General features: G+C 39.3%; 20 protein-coding genes. 2 read left to right on the top strand and 18 right to left on the bottom strand.

All coding sequences use genetic code 11. The annotated features are described in order from the left end of the window. Positions 1 to 194: 194 nt before the first annotated feature. The 6 genes from RTR43_RS10580 to RTR43_RS10555 form a co-directional block, all read right to left on the bottom strand. Positions 195 to 1,151, bottom strand: coding sequence for a siderophore ABC transporter substrate-binding protein (locus RTR43_RS10580; protein WP_312471696.1), 957 nt, complete (start codon positions 1,149 to 1,151; stop codon positions 195 to 197). A 19-nt stretch (positions 1,152 to 1,170) separates the two neighbouring features. Beyond that, complete coding sequence (locus RTR43_RS10575; RefSeq protein WP_312471694.1) at positions 1,171 to 1,932, bottom strand: iron ABC transporter ATP-binding protein; 762 nt, start codon at positions 1,930 to 1,932, stop codon at positions 1,171 to 1,173. Then, the gene (locus RTR43_RS10570; RefSeq protein ID WP_312471692.1) at positions 1,929 to 2,879 is read right to left on the bottom strand and encodes an iron chelate uptake ABC transporter family permease subunit; all 951 of its coding nucleotides are present in this window, start codon (positions 2,877 to 2,879) and stop codon (positions 1,929 to 1,931) included. The genes RTR43_RS10575 and RTR43_RS10570 overlap by 4 nt, the downstream gene beginning before the upstream one ends. After that, a complete protein-coding gene (locus RTR43_RS10565; RefSeq protein WP_312471691.1) occupies positions 2,872 to 3,822 on the bottom strand; it encodes an ABC transporter permease in 951 nt (316 codons plus the stop codon). Before RTR43_RS10565 ends, RTR43_RS10570 begins: the two co-directional genes overlap by 8 nt. 228 nt (positions 3,823 to 4,050) lie before the next feature. Further along, the gene (locus tag RTR43_RS10560) at positions 4,051 to 5,061 is read right to left on the bottom strand and encodes a DUF418 domain-containing protein (RefSeq protein ID WP_312471688.1); all 1,011 of its coding nucleotides are present in this window, start codon (positions 5,059 to 5,061) and stop codon (positions 4,051 to 4,053) included. 67 nt (positions 5,062 to 5,128) lie between these two features. After that, positions 5,129 to 5,737 carry a methyltransferase gene (locus RTR43_RS10555; protein ID WP_312471685.1) on the bottom strand — a complete coding sequence of 203 codons (609 nt, stop codon included), beginning with the start codon at positions 5,735 to 5,737 and terminating at the stop codon, positions 5,129 to 5,131. A gap of 266 nt (positions 5,738 to 6,003) precedes the next feature. Here RTR43_RS10555 and RTR43_RS10550 point away from each other — a divergent pair, with 266 nt between their 5' ends. After that, positions 6,004 to 6,822: a PRD domain-containing protein gene (locus RTR43_RS10550; RefSeq protein ID WP_312471683.1), complete on the top strand. Its 819-nt coding sequence runs from the start codon at positions 6,004 to 6,006 to the stop codon at positions 6,820 to 6,822. A 58-nt stretch (positions 6,823 to 6,880) separates the two neighbouring features. Here RTR43_RS10550 and nagE read toward each other — a convergent pair whose 3' ends face one another. The 5 genes from nagE to RTR43_RS10525 all read right to left on the bottom strand — a co-directional run bounded on the left by nagE (position 6,881) and on the right by RTR43_RS10525 (position 18,408). Then, entirely contained in the window at positions 6,881 to 8,329 is a 1,449-nt protein-coding gene (gene nagE / locus RTR43_RS10545; RefSeq protein ID WP_312471681.1) for an N-acetylglucosamine-specific PTS transporter subunit IIBC, read from the bottom strand. 196 nt (positions 8,330 to 8,525) lie between these two features. After that, entirely contained in the window at positions 8,526 to 9,011 is a 486-nt protein-coding gene (locus RTR43_RS10540) for a PTS sugar transporter subunit IIA (protein WP_312471680.1), read from the bottom strand. Between the two features lie 314 nt (positions 9,012 to 9,325). Next, positions 9,326 to 14,608: a S8 family serine peptidase gene (locus tag RTR43_RS10535; protein ID WP_312471679.1), complete on the bottom strand. Its 5,283-nt coding sequence runs from the start codon at positions 14,606 to 14,608 to the stop codon at positions 9,326 to 9,328. Positions 14,609 to 15,092: 484 nt separating this feature from the next. Continuing rightward, positions 15,093 to 16,394 carry an ATP-binding protein gene (locus tag RTR43_RS10530; protein WP_312471678.1) on the bottom strand — a complete coding sequence of 434 codons (1,302 nt, stop codon included), beginning with the start codon at positions 16,392 to 16,394 and terminating at the stop codon, positions 15,093 to 15,095. 712 nt (positions 16,395 to 17,106) lie between these two features. After that, positions 17,107 to 18,408 (bottom strand): MFS transporter, encoded by a 1,302-nt coding sequence (locus RTR43_RS10525; protein WP_312471676.1) that lies wholly within the window; start codon positions 18,406 to 18,408, stop codon positions 17,107 to 17,109. A gap of 119 nt (positions 18,409 to 18,527) precedes the next feature. Between RTR43_RS10525 and RTR43_RS10520 the strand changes: the two genes are divergently transcribed. Beyond that, positions 18,528 to 19,751: a helix-turn-helix domain-containing protein gene (locus tag RTR43_RS10520; protein ID WP_312471675.1), complete on the top strand. Its 1,224-nt coding sequence runs from the start codon at positions 18,528 to 18,530 to the stop codon at positions 19,749 to 19,751. 210 nt (positions 19,752 to 19,961) lie between these two features. On the opposite strand, the gene RTR43_RS10515 is transcribed toward RTR43_RS10520, so the two are convergent. The 7 genes from RTR43_RS10515 to RTR43_RS10485 all read right to left on the bottom strand — a co-directional run bounded on the left by RTR43_RS10515 (position 19,962) and on the right by RTR43_RS10485 (position 25,128). Then, the gene (locus RTR43_RS10515; RefSeq protein ID WP_312471673.1) at positions 19,962 to 20,180 is read right to left on the bottom strand and encodes a hypothetical protein; all 219 of its coding nucleotides are present in this window, start codon (positions 20,178 to 20,180) and stop codon (positions 19,962 to 19,964) included. 135 nt (positions 20,181 to 20,315) lie between these two features. Then, the gene (locus RTR43_RS10510) at positions 20,316 to 21,305 is read right to left on the bottom strand and encodes an ornithine cyclodeaminase family protein (protein WP_312471671.1); all 990 of its coding nucleotides are present in this window, start codon (positions 21,303 to 21,305) and stop codon (positions 20,316 to 20,318) included. 15 nt (positions 21,306 to 21,320) lie between these two features. Further along, positions 21,321 to 22,229, bottom strand: coding sequence for a sulfite exporter TauE/SafE family protein (locus tag RTR43_RS10505; protein WP_312471670.1), 909 nt, complete (start codon positions 22,227 to 22,229; stop codon positions 21,321 to 21,323). A gap of 314 nt (positions 22,230 to 22,543) precedes the next feature. Beyond that, positions 22,544 to 22,732, bottom strand: a complete 189-nt coding sequence (locus tag RTR43_RS10500) for a twin-arginine translocase TatA/TatE family subunit (protein ID WP_248737052.1) — start codon at positions 22,730 to 22,732, stop codon at positions 22,544 to 22,546. 21 nt (positions 22,733 to 22,753) lie between these two features. Continuing rightward, the gene (locus RTR43_RS10495; RefSeq protein ID WP_312471668.1) at positions 22,754 to 23,668 is read right to left on the bottom strand and encodes a 4Fe-4S binding protein; all 915 of its coding nucleotides are present in this window, start codon (positions 23,666 to 23,668) and stop codon (positions 22,754 to 22,756) included. Positions 23,669 to 23,729: 61 nt separating this feature from the next. Next, the gene (locus RTR43_RS10490; protein ID WP_312471666.1) at positions 23,730 to 24,563 is read right to left on the bottom strand and encodes a dimethyl sulfoxide reductase anchor subunit family protein; all 834 of its coding nucleotides are present in this window, start codon (positions 24,561 to 24,563) and stop codon (positions 23,730 to 23,732) included. Between the two features lie 16 nt (positions 24,564 to 24,579). After that, positions 24,580 to 25,128: a DMSO/selenate family reductase complex B subunit gene (locus RTR43_RS10485; RefSeq protein ID WP_312471664.1), complete on the bottom strand. Its 549-nt coding sequence runs from the start codon at positions 25,126 to 25,128 to the stop codon at positions 24,580 to 24,582. Positions 25,129 to 25,148 lie beyond the last annotated feature (20 nt).

The following is a 25,148-nucleotide window of genomic DNA, read 5'->3' as shown; positions in this document are numbered from 1 at the left end:
GCGGAGCGAACCGATGTTGACTTATCGTAGGGAGAAGAGCGAAGTACACTAGCCGGCACCTGGAGCTGGACAATTCTCAAAGTCGAAAATTTTATGCTTTCTTATCTTTTAAAAAAAACGCTTGGGTTATGGAGTTAGCCCAAGCGTTGTGTTATATGATGTTGTGTTTAGTATGACTCTTATAGTCTATTTTTCTATAATGCTGCTTCTATTTCTTTTGTCATTGCTTTAACAGATTTTAATCCGCCGCCGCTTAGATACCAGGTATCTGCATCTAAGTAAATAATCTTTTTATTTTGGTAGGCACTCGTTTTCTTAACAAGCTCGTTTTCGACGATTTCTTTGGCACCCACTTCTCCTCCGACAGCTGTTGCGCGGTCAATGACGAACAACACGTCAGGATTCTTCTCCTTAATATATTCAAAGGTAATGCTCTGACCGTGTGTAGAAACTTCAATATTCTTATCTGCGGCACCAAAACCAAATACATCATGGATTAGACCGAAACGGGAGCTTGGTCCATAGGCGCTTACTTTTCCTTCATTCGCCAAAACGATTAACGCTTTCTCGTTAAGACTAGATGCTTTTGAATGTAACTCTTTTACATTCGCTTCAATGTCTTTTAACTCGCTTGCTACCTTGTCCTCTTTGTCAAAAATCTTACCAATTAAGTTCATATTTTTCTCAAAGGAATCCATGTATTTCGTATAATCAATACTCAAAAACACCGTCGGAGCTATCTCTGCGAATTGATCGTATAATTCCGCTTGGCGCGCGGAAATAATGATAACATCTGGCTTCAATGCATGTATCGCTTCGAAATCGGGCTCTTTTAAACTGCCGACATTCGTATATTTTTTATCCGCATATTTTTTCAAGTAAGAAGGGATTGTCGCTTGTGGGACACCTGTTACATCGATACCTAACTCGTCTAGGGTATCTAATACTCCAAAATCAAACACAATTACTTTTTTCGGATTCTTTTTCACCACTGCTTCTCCATATTGATGCTTGATCGTCATTTTCTCTTCTGTATCTGTTTTACTAGAGGATGCCGTTTTCGACTTGCCCTCCTCTTTAGAAGTACCTCCACAGGCTGCTAAAACGAAAATCATCGTAAATATGAATCCAAGTAAACTCCACTTTTTCATTTTCCTATCCATCTCCTTTTTATGAATTAAAATAAACACAGATTCTACAGTTATCCATTTCTCGAATGGGAATATCCATATCATAAATCTCGCTCAAAGCTTCTGACTGAATAATCTCCTCTGTTGGTCCATCCTTTATGACCCTTCCATCCTTCATCGCGACAATCCGGTCTGAATAAACGGAAGCAAAGTTGATATCATGCAGAACAATGACGACCGTTTTTCCAAGCTCATCTACTAATCGCCGTAATATCTTCATAATCTGAACCGAGTGCTTCATATCCAAATTGTTGAGCGGTTCATCAAGCAAAATGTACTCGGTATCTTGGGCAATCACCATCGCGATAAAGGCACGTTGCCGCTGACCGCCAGATAATTCATCTAAAAAGCTGTTCTGCATCTCGGTTAAATGCATGTACTCAAGCGATTGCTCGACAATCCGCTCATCCGCTTCAGTTAACCGACCTTTCGAATAAGGAAACCGCCCAAAAGAAACAAGTTCTCGTATCGTAAGACGGACATTCATAAAATTCGACTGTTTTAAAATCGATACACGCTTAGCAAAATCATTTGATTTCATCTCTCGAACATCGGAATTATCGACAAGTACTTCCCCCGTATCAGCATCAAGCAAACGGCTGACCATCGATAGAAATGTTGATTTACCCGCACCGTTTGGCCCAATAAAAGACGTAATTTTTCCAGGTTGAATATCCACACTCACATCTTCTACAACTGGTTTCTTCCCGTAAAATTTTGACAGTGACCTCACCTTAATCATGCCACTTTCCTCTCCTTTAGCAGTAAATAGATGAAATAAACTCCGCCAATAAAATTAATAATCACACTCAGTGTTGTCGAAAAGGTAAAGATACGCTCAACCACCCACTGCCCGCCAACCAGGGCGATGATACTCATGAGTACAGCACCACTGATCAGTACCTTATGTTTGTATGTTTTAAAAAACTGATAGGACAAGTTAGCCACAATTAATCCAAAAAAGGTGATTGGCCCAACGAGTGCCGTCGAAATCGAAATGAAAATCGCAACAACAACGAGCATTTGTTTGACAATCGAATCGTATGGAACTCCGAGATTAATGGCCACATCACGTCCAAGCGATAAAACATCGAGATATTTTACATACCGCCAAGCATAAATCATGACCAGTCCAATGATGACAATCGCCATCCACACCAAGCCTGAGTTGATATTATTAAAACTAGCAAACATCCGGTCTTGGACAATTTGAAACTCATTCGGGTCAATCAGTACTTGAAAGAACGTCGATATACTCGAGAAAAACGTGCCGATGATAATCCCGACGAGCAGTAAAAAGTAGATGGTCTGGCCGCCTTTTTTAAACAAAAAACGATATAAAAGCAGGGCGAACACGATCATCACGACAACAGAAAGTAAAAAGTTCACCTGTTTATTGACCACAATTATATGACCAGAACCCAGGAAAAAAATCATGATCGTTTGTAAGAGTAAATAAAGGGCATCGAGTCCCATAATACTCGGTGTTAAAATCCTGTTATGAGTAATCGTTTGGAAAACAACTGTCGCATAGGCAATCGTAAAGCCTGTAATCACCATGGCGATTACTTTTATCCCTCGTCTTGGCAGGGCATAATCAAAACTACCATTTAATTCATAAAATAAATAAAGGGTACAACAACCTATGGCTATAAGTAAGAGAATGGCCATTTTCATGAAGTTACGCATAGGCCTTCCTCCTGAAAAGCAAATATAAGAATATCCCGCTGCCGATAACACCAACCATAAGACTAATCGAAATCTCATATGGATAAATGATAACGCGTCCCAAAATATCGCAAACTAGTAAAAAGTTAGCCCCTAAAAGGGCGGTATGCGGTAATGTTTTTTGTAAATGGTCGCCTTTATAAATCGAGATGATATTCGGTATTATTAAGCCAAGGAACGGGATAACCCCAACTGTCAGCACGACCGTTGCCGTTACCAAAGCAACAAGCGCCAGCCCGACGTTGACAACTCTTCGATAGGCAAGACCTAAATTTTTCGAAAAATCCTCCCCCATCCCAGCAACGGTAAAGCGGTTGGCATAGAAATAAGCAATAATTATTATTGGAAGGCTTATGTATAACAGTTCATAGCGACCTTTCATAATCATTGAAAAATCACCCTGGAGCCACGCCGACATATTTTGAATGACATCCGCCCGGTAAGCAAAAAAGGTCGTTACAGAGGACAAAATATTCCCAAACATCAGCCCAACAAGCGGAATAAATATCGCATCTTTAAACTTGATTCGATCGAGAATTTGCATAAATAAAAACGTGCCGCCCAGTGCAAAAAGAAAAGCAACGGCCATTTTCTCAAGCAATGATGCGTTCGCAAACAACAACATTGAAACAAGAATCCCTAGACGAGTGGCATCTAATGTCCCCGCCGTTGTCGGTGAGACAAACTTGTTGCGGCTGAGCTGCTGCATAATCAAACCAGCAATACTCATACCCGCCCCTGCGAGTAAGATTGCTACGAGCCGCGGTACCCGGCTGACAAGGAAGATTTGCGTCTCCTCTGATTGAAAATCTAATAGGTCCAGTGGTGAAATACTGCTGACCCCGACAAACAAGGAAGCTCCAGATAAAACAACTAATGCAATTACTAAATATCGTTTCTTCATCGCTGTCCCCAACATTTCTATTTCTCTCTTTTTAAATGAAATTGAAAATCATTATCATTTACTTACAATCTTGATTATAACATCGGCAATATTTGTGTCAATGAGTAATTGAGAATTTTTATCATTTGGATCAAAAAAAGGTGTCAGGCACCATGAAAGGACATTGGTCCATTCGCGGTGCCTGACACCCGTATTTTATTTGACAAGGAAAACCTGATGGCTTGCCACTCATGTTTTAGTGCTTTTTTTGAGTGGCGGAATTTCAAAATAGGTCACCACTCTCCACATCCATTCCAAAGGCCCGAATCTAAAGAAGCGCAGCCAAATCGTACTGAAGATAAGTTGAACAAAATAGATGGCCAAACATAAATAAAGCGATTGGATATAAGTAATATTGTCGAATAAATGCAGCATCTTCCCAACCAGTAATATGAAGGCAGTTTGTGAAATATAGTTTGTTAGTGCCATTCGCCCGTAGCTTTTTAACGGTGATAATACTTTCTGAACCAAGGGGAATTGTAAAAGCAAGATCATGAGCCCCATATAAAACGCCGAGATAATCGGGCCAATCGTGATCCCAATGTTCAAAAAGTGCTGTGTCTCCTGGTAATCCCCTTCCGATCCATTGCCAAACACAACAGGAATAAATTGGTATTGGCAAATAAGTGCCGAAGCACTTAATAAAAACATAACCCCTGTAAAAATAGCTGTCGTTTTCCAATGTTGTCTTAGGTTTTCAAATACCCGATATTGGCCGGCGGCAATTCCCAATAACATAAGCGGAAAAACCATGAAAAGCTTAAATGAAACGATTGCCAAAATCATTAACAAGACGGTACCAAACACAAGATTAACCATTTTATTGACATGGTAAAAAGGCAAAATTAATAGGCCACAAATAGCGTATACTGTTAATGCTTCGCCAGGATGAAACTGGACATGGACTAAGCCGATGATAAATAATGCGGCAATTCTCCTTAGAAATAAAACGAATCCGTTCCTTCCTTTCGCATTGGCCCGTGTGATAAAAATATAAAATCCAACCCCAAACAGGAAGGTAAAAATCGTATAAAAACGCCCTTCCACAAATAAATATAAAAACCTCCAGTAAGAAGAATTTATGGTGTGGGGCGCCGGTAGCTTCACAGACAGCAAAGGGATTATATTCACCAAAATGATTCCCATCAGCGCAAATCCCCGCAAATAATCAAGCATATCAATCCGTTTATTTAACTCCATCGCCGCCTCCTTAAAGTGGTGCCTGACACCCAAACTGACACCGATACATAAGAACTCAGACCTCTCTCTAGTATTCTAGCCGATAGATCAAAAATCTTTCATTTGGATTATGTTCATATAAATATGGCAATTGGACTTCCCTTTTTAACTCAAAAGAAGTATGGTTTTCTAGAAAATATATATAATCCTCGGATGGATAATATAATACCAACTCAATATCCCGCTCCGATTTTTCGACTGACAGCAGGATGTTATTTACGATTTTCCTAAACACTTGAATCGAAAACGGATTGAAGAAATAAAAGCGATTATCCCTTGAATCTATTTCATACTCTTCTGCCAGGCAGCAATGAAACCGAATTTTATCCAAACTATTTTTCGTTTTCCTCACGTAACTCCCACGATTTTCAACTGCAGCCTGAAAAAGAGTCCCGTCCATTTCCACCCCGACCACGGAAGCATGGAAAAAATATTCGATATAAAAGTTTAACCGCCCTTTCCCACACCCGAAATCAACCACTCGATCACTGCTTTTCACTTCATAATGACGAAATAGTTCCTCCAGGGCGCTATAAGGCGTCGGCTCATAGCGGTGATAGTGCAAGGACTTATGAAACCCCTGCTGCTCCCCTCTCGTTTTTATGTTCAATAATTTATCATAATAATATTCTTTCATTGATTACACCTATTCAAGTTTGTTTATAACAGCAACTATGCTTTATTTAGATTAAACTATTTTTTGAAAAAAAGACATTAAAACCAAGCCATCCTCCCATTTCTCCTGATTATCAGCAATAAAAGAAGGAAATAGTGGTATAATGTCGAAAATCTAATAAAATAGAAGAATGATTTTGTACTGGCACCAAAAGATTAAAATCATTCCTTAAAAAACCTTAATCATTAATCCTCTGTTGGCAGAAAGAAACAAGGAGATGGTTTCATGTGAAAATTAAAAAAATATTGAATAACAATGCCGTTGTCGTTTCAGATAACAATGAAGAGAAGATTGCCATTGGCGCGGGAATCGCTTTTCAAAAAAAGAAAAATGATATTATTAACCCAGGTAAAATTGAAAAACTATTTGTCATGAAGGGAAATGAAAAATTCCAACAGCTCCTTCTCCAAATACCCGAAGAACATTTTACCCTCTCAGAGGAGATTATCACCTACGCAGAAGACTCCCTTGGATGTAAATTAAATGATCATATCCATATCGCCCTAACTGATCACTTATCATTTGCCATTGAAAGAGTACGGGACGGAATTAATCTTAAAAATAAGCTGTTTCATGAAATAAAAATCCTTTATAAAAAGGAATTTGATATCGGTATGTGGGCCCTTAGGCATATTGAGAAAAAGACCTCTATCAAAATGCCCGCAGATGAAGCAGCCTTTATCGCCCTTCATCTTCACACCGCTAACCTAAACGGTGGGGACATGAAGCAAACACTGCGGCTAACGGCTATCATCGGGGACATGGTCCAAACAATTAAGGATGAATTAAATATTGACATTGACGAAGAAGACCTTTCATACCAGCGCTTGATGACCCATCTTCGCTTTGCTATTTCGAGAATCAGCACTGGTGAGCCACATACAATCGATGATGAGATGCTAAAAATGATCACCAATAAATTTCCAACCGCCTACAACTGTGCAAAGAAAGTTGCCAAGGAACTTTCGCAAAATCACGCCATAAAACTGCCTGAGCACGAGCTCGGATACTTAACCCTCCATATCGAAAGATTACGAAAGCGATAAAAAAACGCCTGGACCTCTCTGTCCAGGCGTTTTCTCATCAATACCAGCTATGATATTTCTACTTTTTCTTACGGATTTTGATAATTTCATCGGCAACGAATTGTACATTGGTTCCGACAATAACTTGAATGCTTTGCGGACCGACGATATTAATTCCCGGTACACCAGTTGCTTTAATTTTCTTTTGGTCAACGGCCTTCATATCTTTTACTTCCATTCTTAGACGTGTAACACAATTATCAACCGCCACCACGTTAGCGTCCCCGCCTAGGCCATCGTAAATTTGCGCTGCCATCGAAGCAAATTTACTGTCACCTTTCGCAAGAGAAATTTCTTCATCCTCTTCATCATCATCTTCACGACCAGGAGTCTTAAGGTTGAATTTTGTAATGATGAAGCGGAATAAGAAGTAGTAAATAACTGCAAATACTAAACCTTGAACGAGTAACCAATATGGATGATTTGCCATTGGATTTTTTAAACTTAAGAACCAGTCGATAAACCCTCCACTAAAGGCAAATCCTGCTGTCAAATGGAATGTAGCTGCAATCGCCATTGAAAGACCAGTTAAAACGGCATGCACAAGATAAAGCATTGGAGCTAAGAACATGAAAGCAAATTCTATTGGTTCTGTTACCCCTGTCAAGAAGGAAGCAACACCTGCGGCCAACATTAAGGAAGCTATTTGTTTTTTCTTTTTTGTTTTTGCTGTATGCACCATCGCTAATGCTGCTGCAGGCAACCCAAACATCATGACTGGGAAGAATCCTGCTTGATACATACCTGTAACCCCTTTTACCCCTTTACCTTTCAAGAAGTTTCCAATATCATTGATTCCGGCAACATCAAACCAGAACACGGAGTTTAAGGCGTGGTGTAACCCTGTTGGAATTAATAGTCGGTTGAAGAAACCGTAAAGTCCAGCACCAAAAGCACCTAGATCACTAATGGTTTTACCAAAAGATACCAACGCAGTATAGATGACTGGCCAAATAAAGAACAATGCACCAGACACTACCAGCATTGCAACCGCTGTCATTATTGGTACCAGGCGTTTCCCACTAAAGAAGGCAAATGCATCCGGCAGTTTTACATGACTAAAACGATTGTACATCATCGAAGCGACGATACCTGCGAGAATACCAACAAATGCATTTTCAATTTTAGCAAAAGCCGGATCAACTTTTGCTGCATCAATTCCCTGTAGCAATGCTACTGAATTAGTAGAAAGCAAAGTTTTGACAACTAAGAAAGCAACCAAACCGCTTAGCGCAGATGAGCCATCTTTTTCCTTTGCCATACCCAATGCTACACCTACAGCAAATAGGATTGGTATATTATCAATAATTGAGCCCCCGGCTTTAATTAAGAAGGCTGCTAACGGACTATCGGCTCCCCAGCCCGTAGGATCAATCCAATAACCAATACCCAATAAAAGGGCTGCAGCTGGTAAGATGGCAACCGGTAACATCAAAGAACTACCAAGTTTTTGAAAATACTTCTTCATTTTTTTACCCCCCATAAATTTTAATCAAACTACTAAACTGTCAATAACACGAACAATGAATACGAATAATTCCTACAACAGAATGACGAATAGCAGCCTTATATCCGATTTATTATTTTGTTAATCACCTCCTTCAAGATAATTTTTATTAATGTGAAGGACTGCAATTAGGAAACAGCCCTTCACTTCAAACCAATTACACAGAGGCTGTGAAAATAACGGTCTTGCCGGCAGTACCTTCTTTTTCCTCAGTGAAGGCATAATGCTTCTTACTTTCTTGACTATTGGTAATCACAATCGGCGTGATTGTGCTTTTTGCATTTATACTTATATATTCCCAATCAACCTCAATTAGTAGTTGTCCGGCAGAAACTTTGTCCCCTTCTTTGACTGCAACGTTAAACCCCTTGCCTTCTAAAGAAACAGTTTCTAAACCGACATGAATAAGAATTTCGGACCCATCCTCAGCACGAATGCCAATCGCATGCTTAGTAGCCGCAACAAGAATAACGGTCCCCTTTACCGGGGCATAAATATTTCCGTTTGTCGGTATCACCGCAATCCCTTCCCCCATCATCTTTTGACTGAAAACAGGATCTGGAACTTCCTCAAGTGGAACAATCTTACCACTGACAGGTGTATAAAAATCCACTGCTTCTTTTTTAAAAAAATTAAACTTCATAACCATAACTCCTTTGCTTTTTGTTTATAGTTCCCAAAAGATGTAAAAGAAACAACAAAAAAGGCATGGGGGTACAAATAAACAGATGTAGACATCCATTCATTCTACCACCATGCCTGATCGTATCAGTAACATGTGATCATTATTAAACTTGTATCATTATCATACCACTAATCTTTAATAATACAATATGTAAACGCAAACATTTTTATGAGGTTAAATATTCCGCGAAAAAAGCAACCCAATTTTAAGCAAAGAAAAAGGTGCTCATAAGTTTCCCTTTGATACACCCTTTTCATATTATTTATAACGTTTTATCTAACCCATGCTCCATCTGCACCTAATTTATAGCCGTTAACAGTAGTTTTTGAAGCCATTTTACCATTGCTATATAAATAGTACCATTTGCCTCCGGTAAACACCCATCCTGTTGCCATTGAACCGGTATTATTGAGGAAGTACCAGGCTTGACCAATATACTTCCATCCGGTTCCCATCGCACCGTTAGATTGCAAATAATACCAAGCCTTTCCATCATGGGCCCAGCCTGTTGCCATTGCTCCATTCTTATTGAGATAGTACCATTTGCTTCCGTCTTTCAGCCAACCAGTTTGCATTTTCCCATTAGTACTTAGATAGTACCAAGTCACACCATCTTTTACCCAGCCAGTGGATTTTTCACCATTACTGTTTAGGTAATACCAGTTACCATTTTCACTAACCCATCCGGTTTCAAAAACAACTACTGTTACTTTTTCTGTTTGATCACCAAAAGTAACGGTTATTTCAGTTGTTCCTGGAGCCACTGCTGTGACAAGACCGTCTCTCACGCTTACAACCTTACTATTGAAGCCGCTGTATGTGGCTTTTTTCGTTACATCTGTCTTTGTAACCTTATCTCCTTTTGTCGCTACAGATTCCACAGATAACAGTGAAGTCTTACCTTTAGCAAGCTTAAGTGAGTTTTTGTTAACCTTAAGCTCTGTGATCGTTTTATGGTCGACAGTTACTTTTACGGTGGCTTTATTTCCACCATGTGCTACTGTAATTTCTGTAGTACCAGGTGCTATTGCTGTGACAAGACCGTCCTTCACGCTTACAACTTTACTATTAAAGCCGCTGTATGTGGCTTCTTTCGTTACATCCGTTTCTGTGACCTTGTCTCCTTTTGCCTCTACAGATTTCAAGGTAAGCTGTGCGGTTCCTCCTTCGATTAGGTCAAGGGAGGCCGTGTTAACCTTAAGTTCCTTGACCGTTTTATGATCGACAGTAACTTTTACGGTGGCTTTATTTTCACCATGTTCTACTGTGATTTCTGTAGTACCAGGTGCTATTGCTGTGACAAGACCGTCCTTCACGCTTACAACTTTACTATTAAAGCCGCTGTATGTGGCTTCTTTCGTTACATCCGTTTCTGTGACCTTGTCTCCTTTTGCCTCTACAGATTTCAAGGTAAGCTGTGCGGTTCCTCCTTCGATTAGGTCAAGGGAGGCCGTGTTAACCTTAAGTTCCTTGACCGTTTTATGATCGACAGTAACTTTTACATTTGCTGAAAAATCACCATATACAACCGTTACAGTGGTCTCTCCTGCGCCCACTGCCGTAACGACCCCGTTTTTCACTTTTGCGATACTTTCATTAGCACTTGTATATGTTGCATCAGCCGTTACATCCTTTTTAGTTGTCGTTCCATCCGGTTTTGTTGTCGTTTCCGTTACTTTAAAATGGCCCGTATCTCCAACAAGCAAGGATAGTTCTTCCCTATCGACAGAAACTGTGACAACATCTTTCGGAGTTTCCTTCACATTGAAAAAGACCGCTGATTGCGAGGTATTTCCGGCAATATCTTGGGCAATCACTACCACTCTATTTTTTCCTTCAGATAGCCCACTTAGTGAAGCAGAGAAAGTGCCGTCTTGCCCAAGCACCACATGATTAGTGGTTTCATTACCACCGGCGTCAAAAACAAATGCTGTTAATTTTACATACTTGTTCAAGTCATATTCTGTTTTAAAGGTGTCTTTTACAATTAGGCCAAAGCCAATGAATTGGTCATCGATTGACCCTGTTAAAACAGTTTCCTTCGTTTCAAGCTCTGCCCCTTGGACATTGATTTTGGTCGGTGTTGATTTTACAAAAATCGGCCCGACTCTTGCTTCCATCTTTTTAAATCCTGTTGCATATGATGAAACATCAAAGCCGTACACTCCATCTTTTAGAGGTCCCTTTTTAAAATCACTGCCATTTGTGTAAATACCATCAAATGTTCCGCTTCCTTTTTGCAACTTATTATAGTCGAAGAGAATATCCCCGATGATGCCATTGCCATTTTTACCTGATTTAGGATTTGCAGCATCAAATACATTCACATATACGGCCGAAGTTGGGGCCTCTTTGAACTCATACTGATAATTCGTTTTGTCCATTCGACCATCTTTATTTGGAGAAATCGCAATATTATCGAATCCAAATGTTTTTACATATGGATGGTCCGGACTTACTGGTTGTGATGGAACGGGATCAAGTAATCCCACTACAATTGGCGCATTCACATCTTTCCCAAAAATCATCTGCTCCATTTTGTTGCCGGCTGCATCGTTCACAAACATTTTTACATAGTCCGTCTTTTCGTTTAACTGAGCTGTTTCAATCGTAAATGAACCATCCTTTTTTAATGAAGCTTTATTTGTCGATTTTTCGCCATTCTTTGATAATTCGTAGCTGACAAACAATTTTGTGTTGATGTCATAATCCAAACCGTATTCTGCAAGTTTTTGATTGTAATCGAGATATTTGTCGGTTACTTTACCGGTAACTTTCCCATCTGCATAGCTTGCAGCAACCTTTGCAGAAGTTGTCTTCACGACAATCGGTCCAGCAAAATCCCCTACAACCGCGGGATTACCGGAGGCGGTTTTACCAGATAGATCGATTGTGTATAGTCCATCAGGAATGGTTGCTGTTGCAGTTCCTGGGCTCCAAGGTTTATATGTTCCTTTTATCGGAAGTTGATAGGCACCAGCTTTCAAGGAATTCGCTGCATGTAGGTACCCAATATACCCATCACCATATTCCCCGCCTTTAGGATTATTGATATCCCAAAGTTCAATAGAGTTTTCTTTCAAATCGCCTGTTATTTTAAATGTTAATAATGCTTCATCCTTCACACCATCACCATTAAAGGACAGGTCTGTTTCAGATAGATTCATATATTCAATGGCCGTAGGCGGTTCGCCATTGAAGTCAGCTGCAAATGGCAGCGAAATCTCATTCTCGCCACTCGTAATATAGATATAACCCAGAAGTTCATCACCTGGTTTTGGAGCAGCCTTTGAAGCAGTCAATGTCACTTCCAGCATTTGTGAACCATTCAATGTAAACATTGGCTTGTCCACTGTTACCTTCGCATCTCCGAAAGCTTTGGTCGTTTGGACCCTTACGGAATAATCTCCACCTTTACCCGCTAGATCTTTCACACGGATTTGTCTGGTAACGCTTACATTTCCATCCTTCACCTGAGGGAGTTTACCAAAGGTAATGGTGCCTTTTTCATGCTCAACTTCTTTATTATCGAATAAATCTTTGTCAAGTCCGTAGGCGAGTACGTCCGGGAATGCTGCCTTATATGGTTGAACACGTCCCGGTCCTTGCGCAAATACATCATATTTTTTGGTATCAAGTATTTTTGCCGTATTAGACAGTGCTACTTTTACATCAAATGGTGTCCAATCCGGGTTTGCTTGACGAATCAACGCTGCAATTGCTGCAATATGTGGTGCTGCCATTGATGTTCCAGTTTTCCGATCATAGGCTGCATCATATTTAGCTTCTGGAAAATCCTTTTTATATTCTGGAATAGTGGACATAATATTCGTTCCCGGTGCCGTGACATCCGGTTTAATATCAAACTCAGGGTTAGTTGGTCCGCGTGAACTGGAGTCATTTACCTCATCTCCCTCAATCGCTGTACTAACGATGCCTGAAAAAGAAACCTTGCCTGAAGTCGTTCCAAGTGCGGCTCTAAGTGCCGTTCCTTCTGTATAACTCATATCAATGGTTGGGATGAATTCAAAAGAATCACTCAGGAATACGTTAGACGGACCAGGAGAATTGGTTCCCGCTTGTGAGTTGTGAATGATGGCTGCAACCGCACCAGCAGCTTTTGCCGCACTAATTTTATCAACAAACGCGATTTCTCCACGTGCAATCAGTGCCACTTTTCCTTTTACGTCAATTCCTGTAAAATCAGCAGGTTTTCCTACACCAGGAATGGCAACAACATCAAATTCACCTTTTACCTGCTCCTCAAGATTCTTGCCAAAGGTTATAGCCATTAAATTCAAAGACGCTTCTTTTGCATATGCTGCAGCATCAATCTTTACATTAGCTGTATACATTTTTTCCGGATTGGTCGAGTTACCTACTGCAATTCCCAGCGCTGCGGTTGATGGATTACCAATCGTCCCGCGGCCAGGGCCTGAGTTTCCTGTAGCCACTACTGCTACTGTACCAGCGATCATTGCATTGTTAATCGCGATAGAATCAGCCTCTATAGCGCTATTTGAATCTCCGCCAAGTGAAAGGTTGATTACATCCATTTTATCCTTTACAGCATCATCAATTCCTTTAATAATACCTGAACTGGCCCCGCTTCCATAGGCACCCAGTACGCGGTAAGCATATAAATCAACTTTCGGTGCAAGTCCTTTGATTCCATATTCATTTTTCCCCGCAGCAGCAATTGTTCCGGCTACGTGCGTACCATGAGAAGTATAGAATGCGCTTCCTTTACTGTTGAATTCCGGTGTAGCAGGAGCACGATCAAGTGGTGTGGTTTCGTACGGATCATTTGCAGCACGACCTCTTGCATACTCACTGCCATGTGTAATATAGTTTTTTCCCCCTTTATAAGCATCGACAAGGTCAGGATGGTCATAATCGATTCCTGTGTCTAACACACCGACTTTGATCTTTTGTCCTTCAAACCCCTTCTCCCAAAGCTTTTCGATACCAAGATGGGAAGCACTTGTATTCATTGCAGCATCAGCTTTACCCTCTTTACTCGGGTTTTCTAGTGCATGCATCATAAGGTCAGGCTCAACTAATGTGACACCTGGAGTTTTAAGCAGTTTATCTAGATCATCCGCTTTAATAGACATTGCGATCCCGTTGAGGACCGTATCATAAGAAAACTTTTCCTTAATCTTTACCTTCTTCGCTTGTAATGTCTTTTTCACTTGTGTTTGTTGTGCATTAACACTATTTTTCACTTTTACTTTCTCAGCAGCCGTAAGAGTTTGGTTTGTTAACTTTTTCTTACCCTCTGCGAGTGCGACTGAGTCTTCAGAAAGATGAACAATTACGTTCACTTCCTTTGCCCCTGTTACCCCTTGTAAATCATGATGTAATGATGGCCCCTGTTGTAATAAATCTTCTTGCTGAGCTACCGCCGCTTTCAGTTGCATAATACTTTCGTTCGACAGTGTTTGTTTCACACCTTTCAGTCCAGTATTCGCACTAGCGTATGGTGCCAGTAACGAAAATACTAGAAGAATAGATAGTAAACTACTTATCTTTTTCCAAAATCTTCTTTTCAAGTAAAAACCTCCCCTTTTTTCATAAAATAAACAACATTTTGAATATACCATATTTTTCAAACAATATACACAAAATGTAGAATTTTGTGAAAATATAATAATTTCTATACTATTAAGTGGTATTTTAAGAGCCCGAAAACGTAGAAAAAGAAAGAATGGTCGCTTAGAGGGGTTATAAGAGCCCGAAAACGCAAAAAAGAGGGAGGGAAACTAGTATGGTAGTTTACAGAAAAAAGGACTAACTTTCAGCTTTGTGCTAAAGTTAGTCCTTTTTATTTAATCCAAGCCCCACGACAATTTTCTAACGATGCCTGCCACACTTTTTTTAGTTATGAACTTTTTTCTATAGCTGAATAATAGATAATCGAAATGCAGGGAGTCCCAAAACCATCGAAAAAACACAATGAAAGGTTACTATTTCGAAAAATTTCAATCCACGCACTCACGAGGAGTGCGACTGCAATACTAATGATTAAAAAATTTCCTATTTAAGTAGAAGGTTTTTTTCAATAGGTTCAACAGAATTTCCCTTTTCATTAAGTACATTCATACTCGGGAATTGGATGGTAAAGATGGTCCCTTTCCCAAGTTCACTTTCCACCTTAATTTTGCCTTTCATTGCCCGAATAAGCTGGAATGAAATAGTAAGCCCGACGCCGGTGCCTTTTTCCTTTGTTGTAAAAAAGGGAGTTCCAATCTTCTTAATTTGGCTCTTCGTCATCCCTTTTCCACTGTCAATGATTTCGATAGTGATGGAACCACCCATCTCAATCGTATTAACCGTAAGAGTGCCTCCTGTTTTCATCGCTTCAATGCCATTCTTGATAATATTGACTAACACCTGCTTGATTTCACTTTTGTTTCCTTTTATGTAAAGAGATTCTTGAATATTCGTCTCGATTGTTATGTTCTGAATATTCGAATAAGAAGTCATCAGGGCAATCGTCTTCTTCACCTCATCAGATAGATTGATAGAAGATAATTCTTCCGTATTGGGCTTTGCTAAAGACAAGTAATCATTAATAATAATTTGGGCATGATCCAGTTCATTTAAAGCAATTTCAATGTAATTTTTCTGAGCAGTTTGCAAGTTTTCGTCGTCGGAAATTAACTGCAAAAAACCTCGAACAGACGTCAGTGGATTCCTTACCTCGTGGGCAACCGAAGCTGCTAATTGACTAATCACATTTAATTTTTCATCATTCTTTAATTTCTCACGAAGCTCTATTTGTTGATTAACATTTTCGATGACAAACACAACCATCATCAAGCAGATCCAAGTAATGAAATAAAAAATAACCATAAAGAAAATTTGCTCGAATTGATTCGCTTTGAAAAGGGTAACCATGACTATTATAGTATTAGCTAAAAATACTAAACTGACAAACACTATCTTATGGTTCTTTTGGAAGTCTGTAATTTTATTTCTTAATAGGATAAGAAACAGACTTGTGAGTGAATGATTAATTAAAACGACATAAAACCCGTCTCCACCTATCATAAATCGATAAACTAATAAGACCATTACCGTGATTAACCCTGGAATCGTTCCTCCATAAACAAAAGAAATGATAAAGGGAATGATTCTAAAATCATAGACATATCCCTCGCAAAATTTCATTGGAAAAGACATAGCAAGTACTAAAATTATCAATAAAGTGAGGGTTAGTTTCGAATAAGCTTTACTTCGTTCACTGCTTTTTTCATGAAAAAATAAATGATAGACTACCATTGGAAAGAATACAATTAATATTTGATATAAAATTACTTTGACATCAATAGCCATTAAATAACTCCTCCAAATAGGTAGTCATACGAATCAAAGCAAAACACTAAATACTTTTATTAACATTACAGCAATTTATTTCAAATTTATTATACACCAACAGACGAAAAAAAAGAGTGGCAGTTTCACCTCCGCTCTTCAAATTACTTAGACTAAAAAAAAATTGTCATGCTTTAGACAAGGAACAAGCCATCCAAATCATCCAAGCAGTGATTGGCAATCAAGCACCACCCAAAACCAGCCGTCGTCGTTTGGAGGAATGGCGGTGAGACGTTATACGTCTATAAAAATAAATATTTTTAAAAATAGAGTAATGTAATATTCTTATTATTAGGCCCTTTTCGTAAATACTGTTGCTTTCTTACTAAATTCGCATAATTTCTTTGATTAGGATGGTAATTTTTATTCGCTTCATGATTTTAAATAATAATTCCACCCATTTTTCGCTAAAAGGTCTTTCTATATTCATCTTATCAGGAATTTAAATGGTTTATCAGCGACTTAGTTCCATTTATCAGCACTTTTATGGTTTTATCAGCGACTTAATTACTTTTATCAGCGACTTTTGCGGTTTTATCAGCGAATCGAAGGGTTATGGTCAGATCGTCCTTAAATTTCAATAAAAGCAACCAACTATGAAAAAGAAACGATTTTTAATACCTAAGAAAAAAGTAAACCCTCCTAATTGTTAGGAAGGTTTACTTTAGTTGGATCACGAAACCACGCCTGCTTCTCGCTTAAGGGAACGCTCCCTTTTTAGTTGAGGATGCGCCTTCCTGACGACAGCCGGTCTCGCAAGCACAAGCATAACGCCAATTAATAAACTTGCTGACAAAAGTAAGATCCACTGTGCCTGAAAAACATCGTAGAGGAAGCCATATAGGACCATTCCTAGTGGCATCAACGCCATTGACATCGTTTCAAGAATGGAAAAGATGCGACCTTTATAATCATCATCGATTTGCTTTTGCATCATAACCATCAATGGTGTATTGACAATGATGATCAGTGCACCAAGACTGAACATCGTAATCATGTAATAACTAAAAACCAATCCATACGTCATTTTGATCATTAAGGGCAGGGCAATCGACCCCATAACGATGCCCATTCCAATGATAGCTCGCTTTGATACAAGAAACGGAAATTTCACTTCTTTTCTTATCGAGAAATAGATAGATAGCAACAGCATTCCTATGGCAAATGCCCCTTGTGTAAAGCCAAAATGTTGGGAAACCATTTTCATTTTTTCAATAAGGATGAAAGAATAGCCGACCTCAAAAGCACCAAAAAGGAAATTAATTAACAGTGATATCCAGATGATTGTCATAAGCAACGGTTGTAATTTCAAATAGCTAATTCCTGCCTTCATACTTTGCCACATCGATTCGTTCGGTTCCCCTATCACAGGTTCTTTTCGGTTCGCAAACAGTTTAAAATTCATAGTTGATTCAAGCGTCACTGCGATTGTCGAAGCTGCCATATACATGATGAGGAATACAGGCATTGAAACGGCTCCGTACAATAATCCCCCTACTGCTGGGCTGGCAATGGCCGCAAAGGAAATGGACATCTGGTTTAATGACATCGCTCTGTGAACTCTTTCCTTATCAACGAGTCCTGTAATCGAGGACGTAAACGTCACCCCGGAAAACATAGAAGTTAGGGACAAAATACACGAAGTAGTATAAATCGCGGAAAGTGACAATCCTGATGTAAAACTTACGGCCAGTAATCCTCCTATTGCCAGTGTTGTGGCTATTTGCGCAATAATGATAATCATCTTTCGCGAGTATTTATCCACCATATATCCTGCGAATGGAGCAGCAAGTGTTCGCGGTAAAATGTTGCAGATTAAATTCGCGGCAAAACTAGTCGCTGAACCGGTAGCTTGTAAAATATAAAAGCTGATCGCGAAAGCATATACTTGTGCTCCAAACGATGAAATCAATTTACTAATCGTGAATGTCCAAAGATGATAGGTTGCCTTTTTAAGCTTTTGATGATCATCCAACACTATCTCCACCCCTAATGTTTAATTTAATTAAACAAATCATACCACTTAATCTCTTCCATTTCAAGGAAAAGTTTAATATAATTAAACTAACTAAGAATCTAGGAGCGTGCTTTTTTATGTTTGGAGAAAGAATACGGGAAATAAGAAAAAAGAAAAAGATGACCCTTGAGGCACTCGCGGGTGAAGAACTGACAAAAGGGATGCTTAGCCTAATTGAAAATAACAAGGCAAATCCTTCAATGGATAGCTTAACGTATATCGCTAAGCGGCTGGAGGTGGAAGTAGCCGATCTGCTGGAAGAAATAAGTTCACAGGAATTGCATGAAACCCTCGAAAAAGCGGAGAAGATATACAATTTACCGTCTGAAAATATGGTTGATAAAAATAAACAGCTAATTACTCTAATTGATCCTTATATCACAAACCTTACTCAGGGATATGAGTCAGCACGATTGTTAGACATATATAGCCGTTGTCTTTACCATGAAAAAAAAGCGGGCTGGCAGAATCATTCGGAAAAGGCTGCAAAAATGTACGATCAAATGAATTTAACAAATAAGCGTGCTAACATTGGTATCTTTTGGTCCATGGTGAAATTTATCGAGCACGACTACTTACAGTCTTTACAGATTCTCTTAAGTGAACGGAAGAAAATCGAATTAAACCACGCTTTCATTGACCCGATGACACGAGTGGATTTTGACTATCACGAGGCCATTTTACATTTTGCTGTCGGTGATTCGGATTCAGCCGCCCATGTGATGGAAAACGCCATTCATTTTTCAAAAGAGCATCGAATCTTTTATCGCATAGATGATTTGTATAGACTCGCGGCTGCGCACGCAGAAATGACTCGTAATAAAGAAGCAAAAGCACATTATTCGTTGAAGTTAAAACAATACGGAGAGTTTGCAGATGACAAGCAGTCTATCCTCGTACATGATTTTTTTCAGGTTATGTCGTTCATCTCAGAGAAGCATGATTATATAAAAGCATTAGAAATCATCGAAAAGCATTTAGCAGATCCAAAAATAATAGAAATCTACCGGTATTTGTACCTACAAGAAAAAGGTAAAGCCTTGTTTGGACTTGGTCGCTTTACCGAAGCCATTACATGTTTAGAAAAAGTTGAAATACCGACCTATATGCATCATCCATTTGATTTATCTTTGTTTTATGTAATGGACTCCTATAAAGCACTTTGCTACCTTGAGCTCGGAAACATGGATAACGCTCTTCGATTCGCCAAAATAGCTGTCGATAATTTCGAATGGCTTCCCCATACACCTTATAAAGACTTTGCTGCTGAGACGTACAATACTGTCAAAGCGACGCAATAGTTCAGTAGATACAGACCTCGAACCTCGGGGTCTTATCCGTCACTCCATATCCGAAGCCGAGAACACTCATGATTGAAATCACAAGTGTTCTCGACTAATTAATATATACTCCCCTTTCGTGAGTATTCCTGATTATTAGATAGATTTGCCTCCGACATAGGATTATAATGATAGAGTTTTGGGACATCCTTTATCAAGGTTTCCTTATCATTACATAAAATTGACAACAAGGAGATAAAAGGATGTGGTTTGTATTTTCACTTTTAACAACCTTTGCTTGGGGAGGAGGATAAAAAAGGCACAGATAGTAATGACAAATTCAGCCATCTCAAAATTATCATCACGGTAGGATTGGTCAACTGCCATCATAAATTGCTCCACCCCATCATTCTCCAACGAAAATTCCTTAACCGCCATTGAATCTGGCACAAAAAAATCTCCCTTCTATGGAGGGAGATCTTAGACAACCATATTTTCATTTTTATTCGTCTAAACTAGAGTAATGAACAGAATTCTACATCTAGATGGCAATTGTCACTAAATTGTGATGGAGGGGTTAATATTCTAAATCTCCACGACATTTCCCACATTATTTTCTATCGCCTTTTTATAGATTTGATGGGCGGTAACGACATCCAGTACCGCTGCACCAACAGTTTTGAAAAGGGTAATTTCTTCGTCGGTTTCTCTTCCTAAAATTTGTCCTAGAATAACCTCACCTAATTCACCATTGAAGTCCTGCTCAGAAACGATGCCCTTTTCCATTGGGATTAAGAAATCTCCTGCTTCCGCCAGTACACCCTCTTTTGTGTCAAAGAAAACTTTATCTGCATTTTTGACGATATTTTCATCAAGCTCTTGCATTTGTGGTGTATACGCCCCTACCCCGTTAACATGTGCCCCCTTCTTCACCAAAGTACCATCAAAAACTGGTCTTCTTGAAGTGGTCACACAAGTGATAATATCCGCATCCCTAACTGCTTCATTTCCATTTTCAACTGCCACAATCTTGGTATCATAGGCTGCTAATTCACGCTGCATCGTTTCTGCGAACTCTTTTGCTCTTTCATAATTGATATCGAATACCCGAACTTCTTCTAAATTTCTTACACAAACCATCGCTTCAAGCTGTGTAGCCGCCTGCCCGCCAGTTCCAAATAAAACGCCAATCTTAGCATCTTTTTTAGCAAGAATATCAGTGGCCGCACCTTGAACCGCACCCGTACGCAATTGCGTTAAATACGTTCCATCCAAGATGGCACACACTTCGCCCGTCGTTCCATCCAAAAGGATCATTTGGGCCGGAACGGAAGGTTTACCTTTTTCAATATTTTTTGGAAAAACAGAAACGATCTTAATTCCCGTAGCATCAAATTCTTCTACATAGGCTGGCATAAATAAGCTTTGTCCCTGTTCCTTTGGAATATCAATATTCACCCTTAGCGGAGATACACACTTTCCGGCCGAATAGATTCTTAACGCATCTTTATCCGCTTCAATCGCATCTTTCATCGTAAATACTTTTTTGATATCTTCCTTTGTTAAAACTAACATATATAATCACTCCTATTATTTTGCAGCTGCTAGCTGTTCATTTTCTTCTTTTTTGCTTGAAGATTTTAACTCATTTATTAGCATGCTTAATCCGCTATAGAGTAGAATCGCAGCAACGACCCATTGGATCATGGCAACGTCTAAACCCTTAACTAGATAAACGGCTACAAGAACACCGAGTACACCGAAAGTTGAAGCAAATAACGTGATTTTTCTTCCATATTCTCCGAATTTAATAAATTCCATGCTGCCCACAGGTACAGAGAAGGTACATGCACCCATCATAATTGGGAAAGCAACTGCTGGGTTCATTCCGAGCGCATAAATGGTAGCCATTGTTAAGGCATAAGATCCGATTCCGATATTGTTTAAAGCTCCGAAAATGAATAATGCTACGGCTGCTGTGACAAGTTTACCACCAGTAAGAGCTGTTTCTGTGCCACCAGAAGGGACAAGATTGAATTTACCAGCTAATATAAATGCCGTGGCAACCAACAATCCTACACTAATAAATCTTCTAATTACCTTAGGATCTAATTTCACGACAAATCTTGGTCCAATATATGCTCCTATGATTTGAGCAACTATACAAACGATTAATGTAACGGGACTTACTTCGATAACGGATATGTATGCTAGCGCCATTACCGCTACTGGAATAACACATTGGGCATTTAGGGTACCTGGAAGCTTTTTATCTGAAACTAGTTTCTTTTTTCGATAAAGAATCGTAGAAATAGCAAAGTCTGAAACACCAAAGGTTGAGAAAAAGAAGATGACGGCAGAAGAGATCGATAAAAATATATTGCTGCCTGGCTCTTTCTTTAGTTCACTTTTATTTTTTCGTAAATCCTGTACAAGCTTAAATGCGAAAATACCATTAATAATTACTATAAGTGCTAGAATCGCTGTTGCCATTGTCATTCACTCTCCATTTTTATTTTTATTAAGGATGGGCCCTTTTAAAATAACCTTCACGCAGAAGTTTGTGAAGTGTTTCACTAACTTCTATAGCATTAATATACACCCCGCTTTTTCAAACAACAATAGCTTTCACAGTTTCTTAACATATTTAATTTTATTACGTTGCAAATCTTTCACACTTTTTTAACATAATGTTCTCATTCAAACAAAAACTCCCCCAGACTCCAGTCTGAGGGGATAGTTTAGCGCTTCAACAGCTATCAAACACACATTTTGAGTTTGTATTATTAAATACCAACGTCCGTTCCTCTTATTTATAACACCTTTACTTTTTCTTCTTCGTTTTCTTTTTCCTCATCCATCAAGCCTTTAGTGGATTTCTTGAATTCTTTTAAGGATTGACCAACTGCCCTTCCTAATTCCGGTAGTTTCTTAGGGCCAAATATGATTAAAGCCAAAACTAAAACAATGATTAAACCTGGTATCCCGATATTTGATAGCATTTTTTCCATCTCTTTTCATCTTTAGCATGTTTGGCTATTTAAGTATCCAGCTTTCCGATTCTTACAGACCGGACAGCTTTCATCATGTTCACGCAATGTTTGAAAGCTATTTTTGCAGAGACTACACATTTTCGTATATACATCATAGCTTTTCGTAACAGCTGAGGCTATTAAACTTTTCATGGTAATAGCCTTTTCAGGGCAAAGCTCCTGACAAAGCTGACAACCGGAACAGGACTGAAGGTTTATCGTAAAGCCGGTGTCATCTAACTTAAAGCAAGTTTTAGGACACATGACTTCACAGCCCTTACAGAGGGAACACTTTTCACGATCTATTGTCACATCAAAAAATTGATGATTAGGATAATATCGAGTAACATCTAAATCCATGTGGTTAAATCTCCATTTGGCCGGGGTTACTTGCCGTACAAATGACTGGCCTTCCTTCTTCCAGAGCGAAAATAGCTCTCTTCTTGAATAAGAATCCTCGAAACTTGTTTCCGTTTCTGTCATAAAAGGCGTCCTACCAAGCTTACATAATAATGAATTGACTTCTTCCACCATATCTTTCCATTCTAGGCTGAACTCTTTTTCTTCACAGGCAATCGTGTTGATTCCTTTAGCATGGTAGATCAGCAGCTCCTTTGGAGATGGAGGTTTTACGGTTGTGGCAATTATTTTATTTTGAAAAAAGTCTTTCTTTGGAAGTATGCCAGACACAGCTTGAACTGGACAGGCTACGATGCAGCTTCCACATTCGCTGCACTTTTGATTATCTATTACTGGCTTTCCCTGAGAGATGATTAGGGCACCATCATGACAGGCGGTTACACACTTTTCACAGGTAGATCGGGGGCTCTTATGACGCACACAAGCTGATGATAAAACTTCATACTCATAATCAAGACTTTCCATCCACTTTTCAACGAATCCCATTCATTCCACCCCCGATTTTTTAAAAAATACGTAGCAGGTAGCCCATGCTTCATTAATAACCTTATGAACCTAGTACGTAAAACACATATCTGCTCATGCCTTCTGCGAGAACAAAGAAGATCAGTGCAGCATAGATAAAGGCGTAATTAATTTTATTCTTGGTGGTAAGAGCTAAATAAGCCATCAATGAAAGTCCGGCAATTTCAATCACCCACCGAACCCCAATCATACCGGAGTATGGTACCAGTTTATTAGCCGCTGTTTCACTCGAGATTGACTGAATTTCAGGTATATAAGCATTGAACATGGCAGAACCAATTAACTGGACAGCAATTCCAATGATACTAAACGCGAATGCCCACTTTATCGCCTTTAGGATTGCTTTACCCTCAAGGAATGGGGCAATAAGGCTTGCCCCAAGAATAGGACCGATTGAAAAAGCTGTACCATAAAAAACAAGATACGTATTCAAATGATTCCAGCCGTTAACACGTGTAACAGTGTAGGCAGTTGCCATGCAATAAATATCAATAACTCCGACCAGTCCCGTAATCAACATAAGTACAGGATTGATTTTCTTTTGGACAATGGCAAGGCCTGCAGTGATGCAAGCAAAAGCGATAAAAGCACCGGTTACAACAATTTCATTACTCATCCAAGACCTGCCAAACCCTCTAATGGCATTGAAGGCATGGAGTGGTTCGCCAAGATGAAAGAATGCTCCAAATAAGCCGACAATCGATAAACAGGCAATAACAATAAGAGGCAATTTCATTATTTTAATAGGATTAGTGCTGCCATCGGCCATTATTCCATTTATAAACCATAGGAACAATATTCCTCCGACTGCAGCAGGTATGGCTACTGTGAAGATTAATAGCGCCCATTCATGCATCGTTTCTTTCCCTCCCTTATTTTGATTGACTCAATGGTGTAAGCACCAGGTTTGGTTTTGTGATTGAGGAGCTTGGCAGCCCTTTGATATCGGCATTTTTTCCATATTTAGCACGTAGCTTGTCAATCTCGCCAAACTCAATCGCCCGCATCGGACATGAGGTTACACAAACAGGGTCCTCACCCTTCTCCCTTAAATCAATACAAGTATCACATTTCGTCATCATTCCGAGTTCTTTATTGTATTGCGGGGCACCGTATGGACAGTTCCACTCACAATAACGGCAGCCCATACATTTTTCATGGTCGATTAAGACGACACCATCTTCTGTACGTTTGTAGGCTGCGCCTGTAGGGCATCCCTTCACACAGCCTGGCTCGTCACAATGATTGCAGGATATCGATAAATGATACATGGAGACATTTGGATAAGTCCCTTCCCGGTAATCATATACGCGTCTAAAATTCCGGCCAACTTCCAAATCACTTTTATCCTTACACGCAATCACACATGTTTTACATCCAATACATTCTGCTACATTAACGTAAAATCCCATTTGAGGCATTTCACTTTACCTCCTCTCTT

Source organism: Neobacillus sp., assembly GCF_031988165.1.
Lineage (GTDB): Bacteria > Bacillota > Bacilli > Bacillales > Cytobacillaceae > Neobacillus > Neobacillus rhizosphaerae.
The sequence above is the reverse complement of the archived record's forward strand: the minus strand, read 5'-3'. Positions and strand labels throughout refer to the sequence as shown.